Source organism: Arthrobacter glycogeni, assembly GCF_054510815.1.
This window is the reverse complement of sequence record NZ_JBTNDV010000003.1, coordinates 66,999-79,968: the sequence shown is the minus strand read 5'-3', so window position 1 is coordinate 79,968 and position 12,970 is coordinate 66,999. Positions and strand designations below refer to the sequence as shown.

10 protein-coding genes, 1 tRNA gene and 1 pseudogene are annotated in these 12,970 nt (G+C 67.4%); 3 read left to right on the top strand and 9 right to left on the bottom strand.

Annotated elements, in window-relative coordinates; translation table 11 throughout:
- Window positions 1-16 precede the first annotated feature (16 nt).
- The 4 genes from ACX80G_RS04190 to ACX80G_RS04175 are packed head-to-tail and all read right to left on the bottom strand — an operon-like array spanning window position 17 to window position 8,585.
- Window positions 17-925, bottom strand: a complete 909-nt coding sequence (locus tag ACX80G_RS04190; protein ID WP_459306216.1) for an RluA family pseudouridine synthase — start codon at window positions 923-925, stop codon at window positions 17-19.
- A gap of 59 nt (window positions 926-984) precedes the next feature.
- Window positions 985-2,934 carry a DUF6541 family protein gene (locus ACX80G_RS04185; RefSeq protein ID WP_459305830.1) on the bottom strand — a complete coding sequence of 650 codons (1,950 nt, stop codon included), beginning with the start codon at window positions 2,932-2,934 and terminating at the stop codon, window positions 985-987.
- Between the two features lie 28 nt (window positions 2,935-2,962).
- Complete coding sequence (locus tag ACX80G_RS04180) at window positions 2,963-3,769, bottom strand: Fpg/Nei family DNA glycosylase (RefSeq protein ID WP_459305828.1); 807 nt, start codon at window positions 3,767-3,769, stop codon at window positions 2,963-2,965.
- On the bottom strand, window positions 3,762-8,585 hold the full coding sequence (locus ACX80G_RS04175) for an ATP-dependent helicase (protein WP_459305826.1): 4,824 nt from the start codon (window positions 8,583-8,585) through the stop codon (window positions 3,762-3,764). Before ACX80G_RS04175 ends, ACX80G_RS04180 begins: the two co-directional genes overlap by 8 nt.
- Window positions 8,586-8,690: 105 nt before the next feature.
- On the opposite strand from ACX80G_RS04175, the gene ACX80G_RS04170 reads away from it, so the two are divergent.
- Entirely contained in the window at window positions 8,691-9,227 is a 537-nt protein-coding gene (locus ACX80G_RS04170) for a hypothetical protein (protein ID WP_459305825.1), read from the top strand.
- A gap of 23 nt (window positions 9,228-9,250) precedes the next feature.
- On the opposite strand, the gene ACX80G_RS04165 is transcribed toward ACX80G_RS04170, so the two are convergent.
- The 4 genes from ACX80G_RS04165 to rlmH all read right to left on the bottom strand — a co-directional run bounded on the left by ACX80G_RS04165 (window position 9,251) and on the right by rlmH (window position 12,096).
- Complete coding sequence (locus tag ACX80G_RS04165; protein ID WP_459305824.1) at window positions 9,251-9,979, bottom strand: DUF4232 domain-containing protein; 729 nt, start codon at window positions 9,977-9,979, stop codon at window positions 9,251-9,253.
- Window positions 9,980-10,075: 96 nt separating this feature from the next.
- Window positions 10,076-10,819, bottom strand: coding sequence for a YcnI family copper-binding membrane protein (locus tag ACX80G_RS04160; RefSeq protein WP_459305823.1), 744 nt, complete (start codon window positions 10,817-10,819; stop codon window positions 10,076-10,078).
- Window positions 10,820-10,915: 96 nt separating this feature from the next.
- Window positions 10,916-11,530 carry a hypothetical protein gene (locus ACX80G_RS04155; protein ID WP_459305822.1) on the bottom strand — a complete coding sequence of 205 codons (615 nt, stop codon included), beginning with the start codon at window positions 11,528-11,530 and terminating at the stop codon, window positions 10,916-10,918.
- Between the two features lie 107 nt (window positions 11,531-11,637).
- Window positions 11,638-12,096 carry a 23S rRNA (pseudouridine(1915)-N(3))-methyltransferase RlmH gene (gene rlmH / locus ACX80G_RS04150; RefSeq protein ID WP_459305820.1) on the bottom strand — a complete coding sequence of 153 codons (459 nt, stop codon included), beginning with the start codon at window positions 12,094-12,096 and terminating at the stop codon, window positions 11,638-11,640.
- On the opposite strand from rlmH, the pseudogene ACX80G_RS04145 reads away from it, so the two are divergent.
- Both ACX80G_RS04145 and ACX80G_RS04140 read left to right on the top strand, forming a co-directional pair.
- Window positions 12,061-12,273 (top strand): annotated as a pseudogene (locus tag ACX80G_RS04145) (DUF2256 domain-containing protein); the annotation flags it as partial. The gene rlmH and the pseudogene ACX80G_RS04145 overlap by 36 nt on opposite strands.
- A 15-nt stretch (window positions 12,274-12,288) precedes the next feature.
- The gene (locus tag ACX80G_RS04140) at window positions 12,289-12,540 is read left to right on the top strand and encodes a DUF3253 domain-containing protein (protein ID WP_459306214.1); all 252 of its coding nucleotides are present in this window, start codon (window positions 12,289-12,291) and stop codon (window positions 12,538-12,540) included.
- Between the two features lie 325 nt (window positions 12,541-12,865).
- Here the strand turns inward: ACX80G_RS04140 and ACX80G_RS04135 are convergent.
- Window positions 12,866-12,950, bottom strand: a tRNA-Ser gene (locus tag ACX80G_RS04135).
- Window positions 12,951-12,970: the final 20 nt, after the last annotated feature.

Below are 12,970 nucleotides of genomic sequence, written 5' to 3'. Positions count from 1 at the left end.
AGGGCAGCCAGTGTGGCTAGGCGAAGTCCTGGAGCTGCAACTGGCTGTCAAAACGCCGGGCGACACCGCTGAGGGGGTCGGTGAACGCGATGCTTTTCGCAAGCAACTGGAGCGGCTTGCTGTAATCGTCGGGCGCCTGGGGGTGCAGCACCGGGTAGAACGGATCGTTTATGATGCCCAGCCCCAGCCCGGCCATGTGCAGGCGAAGCTGATGGGTTTTGCCGGTACGCGGGATCAGCCGGTAGCGGCCGCGCCCGTGCCGTTCCGCCACCAGTTGCACCAGTGTCTCAGTGTTGGGTTCGCCCTCCACCTCCTCGGCGAGCAGATAGGTGCGGCTCTTCACGATGCGGCTGTGGACCACCCGCGGATGGTCCATCAGGTCCAGGGCGGGGTCAACCGGGGCGGCCGCCTCATACTCTTTGGAAATGAGCCGATTCTCGAACAGGAGCTGGTAATCCCCCCGTGTGGCCGGGTTGGTGGAGAACAGGAGGATTCCGGCGGTCAGCCGGTCCAGGCGGTGCATCGGGATCAGCTGGGGGAGGTCCAGCTGGACCCGCAGCCGGACCAGAGCCGACTCTGCCACGTAACGGCCGCCCGGGGTGGTGGGCAGGAAATGCGGTTTGTCCACCACCAGCAGGTTCTCATCCTGGTGCAGGATTCCCAGCTCCACCGGGAGGCGTTCCTCGACCGGCAGCTCCCGGTAGTACCAGACGAACGTGTGCGCGGTGAGAGGGGTGGTCCGGGTCAGCCGCTCGCCGTTTAAAGCGACCACCTCACCCCGGTCGAAGCGGGCGGCTACCCCGTCAGGATCGACGTGGTCCCACCGGTCCAGGATGTAGTCGAGTGCGGTACCCCAGGGCCCCTCGGCGGGCAGGCGCAACCGCGTGGCGTTGACGCCGTCGCGGACGGGAAGAGGGGATTGCATCACCCGTCAACTGTACGCGCCCGCCCCTTCACCGGCGGCTGGCTAGCACCGACGCCTGGCTAGCTGCAGCCGACAATCCTGTACAGGGACGCGCTGCCTTCCCGGTCCGCCAGCTCAAAGCCCGCCCCGGGGGAGAGATCGCTGAGGCCGGAGAAGATTGGCGCACTACCACCGTGGACCGAAGCGGTCCCGAAATCCAGGACGAACGCCGTGTTGGTGCTCCGGACGGCGGCGCAGACCGCCGGGTTCTGCCGCATCCTGTCCAACTCGTCGAAAATGAGCTTGGCCTCCGGGGTCACAGGACTGGTTCCGGCAGGTAGGAGCGATTCCCGTCCAGCAAAGGCGTACGAGAGGGAGGCCCCAGTCAGGGGCTGGCCCGCAATCACCGCGTCGGCGGGGACACGGTCGGGTAGCCGCTGGAGGAGCGTTAGCTCGTCCACGGTGAGCAGTCGCGAGTCGTCGGTGTATCGGTAGTGGAAGGCAGCCTCACTCACCCCGCGCTGCACGGCGAACAGCGGTGCCACGGCCAGGCCGATCACCACGAGAGCCGCTGCAACCGCCGGCAGGAACCAGCCCGGTTCGGGTGTGCCGCCGGCCGCACGCGCGCGTTGAAGCCCTTGGACGGCGGAACTGGCCAGCGCCACGCCGCCGATACTGGCCACCAGGAGTCCTGCCGGGGCGAGCATGGCGCTGATCCTGAAATAGTCGTTGTACCAGGCCCCCGCGACGATCCACCGCACAGTCGGCTCCTCCTGCCAACTGCCGAGAACAAACAACGCCCCCGCCACCAGATACATGACAATCACCCAGCGGTGGCTGCGCAGATACAGGACGACGGCGGCACCGACCGCGGTGAGTATCATCGCCAGCAGGGCCACCGGCCGGCCGAGGGGGCCATGCAGCAGGACCTCAGGAATTGCTCCGGCGGCGTCACCCGCCTGCGCCCAGTTATCTGAGCTGCTTCGGGCGGGACGAACAGTCATCCATAACGCAGCCGACAGGACCACAAACGCGACGGCGCCGGCGACGGCCGCCAGCCGTCGCCGACCGCCACTGGTGCGGGCGGTCCGATACGCCACCGTGAGGACCGCCGGCGCCGACAAAGCCAGGAGCCCCAGCAGGGACGACGGGTGGGCCAGCATCAGGCCGGGCAGGAGACCCGCCAGGAGCACCAGGCTCCCAAAGCGTCTCAGCGGCACCTCAGAGCCGGCACCTACCAGCTGAAGGACCAGCCCGAGGGCGGCGGGCAGGATGGCGATGGACAGCATGAACGGGTACACCACGCCGAATTCGAGCAGCAGGTAGGGGAAGGAGCTGTAGGCGGTGGAGAGGACACCGGCGACCAGGAGGGGTAGGGCGCGCTCGCCGGTCATCCGGCTGACCAGGAAGAGGCAGCCGACGCTCCAGATCCCGGTGATCAGCACCAGGTTGGCCACGTTGATGGCCGCGGCGAGGGGAATGCCTGAGGTGGCGATGACCAGGGAAACGACGGCGTGCCAGCCGGCCGGGTAGAACGTCCCCTCCCTGGTTCCGAGATACCCGAGGGTCAGCGACGAAGAGTTGGAGGTCTCGGTGATGTAGCGCAGCGCGTTCAGATGGAAAATGTTGTCGTGGGACTGGGCGATGTTCTCGGGTGCCCCGAACATCCAGAACATCCACGCTGCCACCGGCACCGCAGCAACCGCCCACGCGATCAGAACAGTCCTGGTCCGGGCTGGCGGTTCGGCCCCGCCTGCGGGGCCGTGAATCAGGTGCCCGGCGCTGCGACGCAGCAACCACAACAGGGCCGTCACCACCAGGGTGACGGCCACCACCGGCAGTAGTGACCAGTCGACCCCCGCGGCGGCGGCAACCTCAGCGGACACCACCACCGCCGTGATGCTGAATGGCCCTGCCAGCGCCAGCAGCGTGAGTCGCCGCAGCCCCAGCGCAGCGCCCCAGGCCAGACCGGGGCCGAAGACCACAGCCAGGGCGACAACAAACGCGGGGAGGGTCGCTGCCCAGCTCATAGGTCCTCTCGGATGGTGGCGGAAGTGCTCATGCGGTTGCCGCCGGACTGTCTGGCTGACAATACGGACAGTAGTACAGGTCCCGCAGTTCGAGTTCGTTGGTCCCGAGCTGTTCGAGCGTGACCTTTGTACCGCATCGCAGGCAGCCGCGGTGCTCCCGGCCGTAGACCCACAGGGTGTCGCCCCTCAGGTTGCCGGTGGTGGCACGCGTGGACCGAGCCTTGTTTGCCTCAAGGAGTTTTTTGGCCAAAGCCACCATGCGCGGCAGGTCACGGACCTTGGCCACCGGGGTCAGCGGGTGCACCCCGGCGAGGAAACACAACTCACATCGATACACGTTTCCGATCCCCGCAAGGTTCCGCTGGTCCAGCAGTGCCAGCCCGATCGGCCGGTCCGGCTGGGACCGCAATCGGCGCAGCACCTCGTCGGGGTTCCAGTCCGGTCCCAGGAGATCGGGACCCAGATAGCCCACCGCCTCGTCCTCGGCGGATTGGGGGAGGACTTTCAGGAAACCCAGTTCGAATCCCACCGCGGTGGACTCGGCGGTCTCAAGAATGCAGCGTGCCTTGAACGCCGGACGGCGCCATTTCGCACCCTTGGCGTAAATATGCCATAGCCCTTCCATTTTCAGGTGCGAATGGATGGTGAACCCGTCGTCGCCGCCCACCCGGATCAGCAGGTGCTTTCCGCGGGCGACCACGTTCTGCACCGTCTGGCCCGTGAAGTCGACGGTGGCGAACCGGGGCACCCGGATATCGCAGCGGGTCAGCGTCCGGCCGGCCAGGGCAGCGTTCAGTTCGCGGGCCGCCCGCCAGACGGTATCTCCCTCAGGCACGGATTCTCAGCCCCCGCGGGGTGGAATAGAACCCGGCAGCGGTCAGCGCGCGTCCTACCTCGGAGTCCAGGACCGGTTCGCCGTTGACCTTCTCGATGGCCATTTTCTCCGCCGCGCCCCGGCGGATCACTGCGACCAGCGCCCCGGCTGCCGCGTGCAGGGCCGCCGAATCCTCGGTGAAGGCCAGCATTGTTTTGCCGCCACGCTCCACATAGAGGGCCAGTTTGCCGTCCTGCAGGATCACCAGTGCCCCAGCTTTCCGGCCCGGGCGGTGTCCGCCGTCGGACGTGGGCCACGCCAGCGCAGCGCCGTAGGGGTTCGCCGGGTCGGTTGCGGCGAGGGCAATCGAGGAACGCACGACGTCGGGGTCCTCGCCGGGCCGGCGCTCCTGCTGGGCGTCGGCGCTGAAGGAGCGCAGCCGATCAACCGTGGCGGGGACAGCGAACTGGGCAGCGCCGAGATGTTCGATGAAGTAGCCGCGCCGGCACCGGCCCATCTCCTCAAGGCGGGCCAGCACCTTGTACTGCAGGCCAAAGCCACCGGGGGTGCCTTCGCTGCCCACCGACCCGCGGGTGACCACTCCGTAACGGTCCAGCAGTAGTTCTGCGGTGGCGTGGGCGTGGATCGTGGTTTCCGCCTCGACCGGAGGCAGCACGGTCCACCGGCCCGCGGCCATGGGCGGGGTGCTGCGCTGGTAGCCGCGGACGCCGTCGTCGTTCCCCGAAGCGCGGAGGGAGGACCCGGTCAGGGACGCACCGGGTGCGCGCCCCAGCCGGCCGACCCGCGACGACCGGGCCCGCGGCGGCGCGGCGCGCTGCTTGTGGGCCGTCTTGCCGCCGGCGAGCAGGCTGCGCACCGGCGTGAACGTGTCATTGCTGATCCTGCCGGCCCACACCAGTTCCCACAGGGCGTTGACCACCTCCGTGTCGTTGCGTGGCGCCGCAGAATCCAGCGATTCGGCGAGCTGCCTGAAGAAGTACGCGCCCCCCCGGCCCAGCAGGTCCAGAAGATTCAGTTGCAGGGCCGACGGTTCGAACACGGGGTCCGGTCGTAGGGTCAGCGGTGCGTTTTCGGCCAGGTGCAGGGCGATCCACCCGTCATTGCCCGGCAGGGAGCCGGCCCCCGACCACACCACCTCCCCGGTGGCTGTGAGCTCGTCGAGCATTGCCGGCGTGTAGTTCGCTATCCGGGAGCCGAGGATGAGAGGTTCCCAGGCCGACGCCGGAATGGGCACCCCTGACAGCTGGTCCACCACGGTCGCCACCCCGTCCAGTCCGCGCAGGCCCGACCCGACGTGCTGCCAGGACGGCAGGAACCTGCCGTACGCCGCGGGGTCCACCGGTTCCACTTCCTGCCGCAGCGCGGCCAGGGATCGGCGGCGTAGCCTGCGCAGCACCTCGACGTCGCACCATTCGCTGGGCGCCGCGGTGTGGCCGGTGGTTCCGGCAGTGTTTTCGGGGAGGGACGCGACGGGGCGGAATTCACCCTCGACCACCCGGCCGTCGGCGGCCAGCCGTTGCAGGGCGGTCAGCACCACAGCAACCCCGAGGCCGAGCCGCTGTGCGGTTTCGGCGGCGGTGAACGGGCCGTGGGTGCGGGCGTAGCGGCCCACCAGGTCGCCCAGGGGATCCGCTACGGGCTCGATGAAGGCCAGCGGGATGCCCATCGGGAGCGGCACGCCCAGCGCGTCGCGCAACCGGGCGGCATCCTCGACAGCAGACCAACGTTCCTCGCCGGCAATGAAGACCTGCAGCGCCCGGTTGGCCTGGGCGAGCTGGGTGAGGAGCGGCCCCACGTGTTCGGCGGTGGGCGTGCCGCCGGACTCCTCTGCGGTCTGGAACCGGTCAGCCACCTCCTGGGTGGTGAGCGGGCCAAGGAGGCGCAGCAGGTCTGCGACACCTTCGAGGCCGCGCACGGTCCGGTCCGGTGCGAGTCGCTGCAGCTCGTTTTCGGTGGTGGCGATGACCTGCGGATCCAGCAGTTCGCGCAACTCCGCGCGCCCCAGCAGTTCGTTGAGGAGAGTCGGGTCCAGGGCGAGCGCCGCGGCGCGTCGTTCGGCGAGCGGCGAATCGCCCTCATAGAGGAAGGAGGCCACATAGCCGAACAGCATGGAGCGGGCAAACGGTGACGGCTGCGAAGTTGTCGTCTCGACGATCCGCAGTTCCCGGCGCTCGATGCTGGCGGCGATGTCCTTCAGGGCGGGCAGGTCGTAGACGTCCTGAAGGCATTCGCGGACGGTTTCGAGCACGATCGGGAACGTCGGGTATTTGCGGGCGACGTCGAGCAGTTGCGCGGAGCGTTGGCGTTGCTGCCAGAGCGGGGAGCGCTTACCGGGATTCTGGCGGGGCAGCAGGAGGGCGCGCGCAGCGCACTCGCGGAACCGTGAGGCGAACAGCGCCGAGCCGCCCACCTCGGTGGTGACAATACCGTCGAGTTCCTCGGCGTCGAACAGGAACAGGTCAGCCCCGGGCGGTTCGTCATCCATCAGCGGCACCCGCAGCACAATGCCGTCGTCGGAGGCCATCGCCGAGCCGTCCATGCCGTACCGCTGCTCAAGGCGGGCCCCGACGGCGAGTGCCCACGGAGCGTGCACCGGCATGCCGAACGGGCTGTGCAGGATCACCCGCCAGTCGCCGAGCTCGTCGTGGAACCGCTCGACCACCAGGGTGCGATCATTGGGGACAATTTCGGTGGCCGCCCGCTGTTCGGCGAGGTAGGTCAGCAGGTTTCCCGCCGCCCAGTCGTCGAGCCCGATCGCCTTGCATCGAGCCTGCGCTTCGTCAGGGGCGGCGGTAGATGTCTCCCGGACAAACGCGCCGATCGCGCGGCCCAGTTCCACCGGCCGGCCCAGGGAATCGCCCTTCCAGAACGGCAACCTGCCGGGCTGCCCGAACGCCGGGGATACCAGGACCCGGTCGTGGGTGATTTCCTCAATCCGCCAACTGGTGGCACCCAGGGCGAACACGTCGCCCACGCGCGACTCGTAGACCATTTCCTCGTCGAGTTCACCGACCCGGCGCCCGCCCTGTTTGCCGCCGGTACCGGGTTCAGCCGAGCCCACCAGGAACACGCCGAAGAGCCCCCGGTCGGGGATGGTGCCGCCGGAGGTGACGGCGAGACGTTGGGCGCCGGGACGCCCGGTGATGGTGCCTTCCACCCGGTCCCAGATGATCCGCGGCCGTAGTTCAGCGAACTCGTCGGAGGGGTAGCGTCCCGCCAGGAGGTCGAGGGTCGCGTCGAACGCGGAGCGCGGCAGGGTGGCGAACGGTGCCGACCGGCGGACGACGTCGAACCATTCCTCAACATCGATCGTGCCCAGGGCCGCCGCAGCGACCGTCTGTTGCGCCAGGATGTCCAGCGGGTTGGCGGGAATGTAGAGCGGTTCGATCTTTCCGGCCAGCATTCGCTCGACGGTGACTGCAGTGTTCACCAGGTCGCCGCGGTGTTTGGGGAAAAGCACCCCCTGGGACACCTCACCCACCTGGTGCCCGGCCCGGCCCACCCGCTGCAGCCCACTGGCCACCGAATAGGGCGATTCCACCTGGACCACCAGGTCGACGGCGCCCATGTCGATGCCGAGTTCCAGCGACGACGTCGCTACGACACAGCGCAGCCGCCCGGATTTGAGGTCATCCTCGATCAGCGCGCGCTGGTCCTTGGACACGGACCCGTGGTGGGCTCGCGCCAGCAGCGGTTCAGCGCCTTCGGCCTGACCCGACTGTCCCATCTGTTGGGCAGGGGGTGTGGGCGGGGCAGGCTGACCGGTGCCGTCCGATTCGTCCGCGGGTGATGCCCGTGCTGCGGCGGCTTCCAGCCGGTCGGCGTGGATCTCGTTGAGGCGGGCGGTGAGGCGTTCCGCCAGCCGGCGCGAATTGGCGAACACGATCGTGGAGCGGTTGGCCTGAATCAGGTCGACGATCTTCTCTTCGACGTGCGGCCAGATGCTGCCCTGCGGCACGGCGTCGGCGCCGTACGCGTCGTCGTCTCCGGTGTGCTGCGTCGGCGGCCCGCCGAGCTCGGTCATATCCTCGACCGGGACAGTGACGGTCAGGTCCCACTGCTTCTTCGACGGGGGTGCCACGATCTCCACCGGTGCGTTGCCGCCCAGGAAACGGGCGACGGTCTCCTGCGGTTCAACGGTGGCGGAAAGCCCGATGCGCTGCACAGGTTTGTCCAGCAGTGCGTCGAGCCGGGCCAGCGACACCGCGAGGTGTGCCCCACGTTTGGAGCCAGCGACCGCGTGGACCTCATCGACGATGACCGTATCGACGTCGGTCAGCGTCTCCCTCGCCCTGGAGGTCAACATGAGGAACAACGACTCGGGTGTGGTGATGAGAATGTCCGGTGGCCGGGTCAACAGGGCACGTCGGTCCGCCTGCGAGGTGTCGCCTGAGCGTACCCCCACGGTGATGACCGGCGCCGGAAGGCCCAACCGTTTCGCCGTCTGGGTGATGCCGATCATTGGTGCGCGCAGGTTGCGTTCGACGTCGACGCCGAGCGCCTTCAGCGGCGAAATGTACAGGACCCGGGTGCCACGTTTCTTCGCGGGCGTCCCCTTGGCCGTCGGCTTCTCCTTGGCAACAGTCTCAGCCTCGGCGGCGCCGGAGGCGATGAACTTGTCCAGCGCCCAGAGGAACGCCGCAAGGGTCTTGCCGGAACCGGTGGGGGCAATGACCAGCGCGTTTGAGCCCGCAGAGATGGCATTCCAGGCCCCTTCCTGCGCGGACGTAGGCGCGGCAAATGCTCCGGCGAACCACTGATGGGTTGCGGGAGTGAACTTATCCAGCGCCGACGTCACCGATTCATCATCTCCCAAGCGGCTGACATTTTGCGACGCAGCGGGCCGGGCTCCCGCATCAGCGGTGATTCAGGGGTAGCTTTCAGGGTAGAACGCGCCCGCTTCAGCAGGAAAGGCTCACCCATGAGTGGCCAGGTAGGCAACAACTGGTTTCCGCTGACAGGGGTGTCTGTCCTCTTTGTCGGCGGCGCCGCGGCGGGCCCGATCGCCGGCGACAACACGGGTGCCGTCGCAGCCTACTTCGTTATCGCAACCCTGCTGCTCATCCTGCTGGCGGCCCCGTGGCTGGTCCGCAACCCGCCGGCAATCAACGCCAACTCCGGCACCTATCTGGTGCTCGCCGTCGTCCTGGAGTTGGCGGCCCTGCTGGGCGGCTCCATTGCCGTCCTCCGTGGGCTCGGCGGCTGGATTGTCCTGGGGCTCGGCCTGGCGGCGTACGGGCTCCTGGAACGTGGCCGGGTGATGGTGACTGCAGGAGTGTTCGCTGTGCTGGCCGGCGTCGTCGCCGTCGTGGCGCACCAGAGCTGGCTCACCCTGGCCCTGCAGTTGCTGACCGCAGCGGTCTTCGCGCTTGCCGCAGGCCGGCTGCGGCACCTGTTGCTGAGGCAGCGGCGGGCGCCCGACGACGCACTCGAAACCCCGGCACCCGCCCTGCAGTGAGGCAAGCCCCCTGAGGGGCTGTGTTACATGGCTACGACGGGGCCGACGGTCATCAGGATGATGCTCTCGGCCGCGCAGCCAAACGATTCCTGGGCTGCCACCAGGGAGTCTGTGGCGTCCGGTGGGTAGACCAGCACCCCCACGGTGTCGGTGATGACGCAGTCGTCGCCATAGTTCTGCGCGTTGGTTTGTTGGAGGGTTGCAATCGCCGATTGGCCCGGTTCCAGGACGACGGCAGGGACCTCGACGCCGGGTTCCCGGTCTGCGGGGGCGCCAACCTGCGCTCCCGACGCGTCGACATAGGACACCCCCGGGTAACCGGTCATGGTGCAGTCCGTGTCGGACGTATTTGCGAGGATGAGGTTGCGCGCCGCAGTACCCGCGCCACCGGCGCCCATCGGAGTTTCCACGCTGGCCGACAGATCGGCTGCGGTGCAGATTTCCGTCGCAGCCTCGGCGGGCTCCTCGGCCTCCGGGGAAGCGTCTGCGCTGGGGCTGGCCGAGGGCTCAGTCTCTGGCGCGGACGAGGGCTCAGACTCTGGCGCAGACGAGGGTGCCGACGAGGGTGCCTCGCTCGCTTCCTCGGTTGGTGGCTCAGAGGTTGGCGTAGCGGAGGTGGTGGTTTCGACCGCCGCTGCGGTCGTTTCCTGATCGGTGGAGTTGGATGTTCCGCACCCTGCAATCAGAGCGATGGAACTGATGGCCGCGACGACGACAGCGGCTGCGGACGAAGTCCGTGTGTGGATACCCATGGACTCACCTTCGCCGGTGTTCGCCCCTGCGTCAATCGGCCGGAGGGATGGGATTGCCGATTGACGCAGGGATCGTGACGTTAGGCTACCGACTGCCTACTTGACACTGCGCGTGCGGAACAGGGCAAACACTCCCGCGCCCAGACCCAGCAGGCCGGCGGCGAGCGCAACCCAGATCACCGGCTGATTTCCCGAGGCTTCGCTGGACGCTGAGGCAGGCTCGGTATCAGCTGCTGCTTCCGCTGTGGGTTCTGACGTAGCCTCCGCTGCAGCCTCATTTTCCGGTTCCTCGGCGGTGGTGACGAAGGACGGCGCGGGGCTATCGGGTTCTTCGCTGCCCTCCTCGGCTACCTCATCCCAGCTGGACACGCTGCCATCCGTGTACGTCTGAATGGCGGGAAGCGTCACTGTGGTTCCGGCTTCGGGAAGCCGCCCCACCGAGAGGGAGAAGACCTGGTATTCGTCGGCCGATAATCCGGCCGCTTCACTGTCGGCGGTCCAGACCACTGACAGCACACCCTCGGTGATGGTGGAACCGTCGATCTCAACGGGTTCGGGAAGCTCGCCGCGGACTACCTCGGCGGTCCACCCTTCCACCGGCTTCGCCCGGACCGAGGTGAACGGGGTGTCGGTGGGCAGCTGGATCTCAATCTTCTCGGTCAGCGCCGTATCCGACTCGCTGGGCACGGAAAAATTGAGCTGGGTGTACCCGCCGGCGGTGGTGCTGGCCGGGCTCACGTTCACGTGGGCCGATGCGGTCCCGAGCCCGAGGGCCATCAGGCCAGCGGTGGTGACGGCGAGTGCCGAGGCGGAGACGGTACGGCGTGTTGAAGCTTTCATGGGAGATGCCTTTCAGGATACTGTCCGGGCGCGCGGCGCTCAGGGCAGCAGAAAATGGGTGTAGGGAGGGTCAGGTAGTCCCCACACCCGAGTAGGTCAGGCGGGGGAGAAGCCGGGCATAAACGCCAGCGGCGGCCCTCGCAGCGGAGGTACGTCCCGCAGGGCACGAACGGTGCGAAGCGCCGGCGCCGGCGGGAAGGAGGGGATCCGTGGTGCTGGGACGACGACCACGACGTCGGGCAGGCGCAGTAACGGATTCAGCCGGGCTGCTGCGCGCCGGAGGGCGGATTCGCCGCGCTGGAGCATGAATCCCGTGACGACGACGGCGGACGCGTGAAGCGCCAGCATCCCCAGATCGGTGTGGGCGGTCTCAGCGTGACCCTGAAGACTGTTCGACGGGCAGGAAACCGCCTGCACGGCATGGTGCCGGGCCGGAGCGGCGACGCACGCCGCCGCCGTCGTCGTGAGACTGAAGGCGTGATGCAGTAGCCACTGCCCGACGCCGAGAAGAACGAGGAGAGCGGGCAGCGATAGTGTCTTTTTTGCAATCACAGTGACTGCCAAGAGCGTTGCCGACCCCAGCGCGGCAACGATCAACGGGGCTGGGAGGTTTCCCCCACCAATAATGTGTGCCCCGGCAGCAAGGGCGAGGACGACCGCTGACGTCGCAGAAGACCGGACCAGGCGGAGAGAAGCCGGTGCGCCGCTCATGGTCCTCCCTGCATCACGTCATTGCCCGCTCGTACTGCGACTGAAGGGCTACCCGCCCTACCTAAGAGTATTCGACGTCGTGGGGTGGTCGGCTTGGTGAAAACGCGCTACTCGTGGTGATACGGACGCCCCGCCGCGATCTCCTGGGCCCGGTACAGCTGTTCGGCGAGGATCAACCGGACCAGCTGGTGAGGAAAAACGAGGGGCGAGAGTGACCAAACCAGGTTGGCGCGGGCGTGGACGGACGGGTCAACGCCGTAGGCGCCGCCGATGATCAGGATCACCGTGCGGGCGCTGTCGATGGGCTGCTGAAGGGTGCGGGCCAGGCCGGGGGAGTCGAGGGCTTTACCGCGCTCATCGAGGAGGATCACGAAGTCGTTGGTGATGAGTTTGGCGAGCAGCCGCTCGGATTCTTCCCGGCGGGCGGCGTCGTTCTCCCTCGCTGAGTGGGGAATGAGCTGCCAGGCCAGGTCGAAGGGCTTCTTGAGGCGCTTCTCGTAGCGCGTGATGCCGTCGCTGACCCACGCTTCATGCTTTTTGCCGACTGCCAGGATCCTCAATGCCACAGGGGCAAGCCTATAAGGATGTGCCTGCGGCTCGTGGACAATGAGGCTATGGCCCACCGACGGCGCGGAATAGCCCAGACACCGGATGAAAAGACCTGCGCGTCCTGTGGGCGACGGATGGAGTGGCGCGCCAAGTGGGCAGCAAACTGGGACAAGGTGCGCTATTGCTCGGACGCTTGTCGCCGCCGCGGAGTGAGTCCTACCGATCAGGCATTGGAAGCGGCAATCCTTTCCCTCCTGGCTGCAGCGCCGAGCATCTGCCCGTCGGACGCGGCGCGCGCCGTGGGGGGAGTGGGCGGCGGCGACTGGCGTCACCTGGAGGAGCCAGCGCGTCGGGCGGCCCGGCGGCTGGTTGATTCCGGTCGGGTCCAGATGATTCAAGCCGGGTCGGTTGCTGATCCTTCCACCGCCAAGGGGCCTTTCCTCATCCGGAAAGTAGGGTAGGCGGCATCGGTCCAGAGATGCGGAAGGGAGAATCACCATCGGCTGAGGCTCCCATGCGAGCTGTCGGGCGAATCCCCAGCGAAGTAGTTGCGCGATTGACTAAGTAGAGCTTGTCGCGAGTAGGCGTCTGTCGCCTCGTCTCCGTTCGATGGACAGAGAGCAGTTGCACTCCGAAGGGCGGCATGATCAGACCAGTCGCCCTCCGCTACAATGGCCGACTTCACCACGACTATTCATCAAGGCAAAAAAACACCCCCAGCCGAAGCTGGGGGTGTTTTCGATGTCGCGACTCACCTGTAGTGCATGTCGTGACTCGTAACTAGCGCGGTGACGGTGGGATTTGAACCCACGTTGGCTTTCACCAAACAACATTTCGAGTGTTGCACCTTCGGCCGCTCGGACACGTCACCAACGCGATTACTTTACCGGC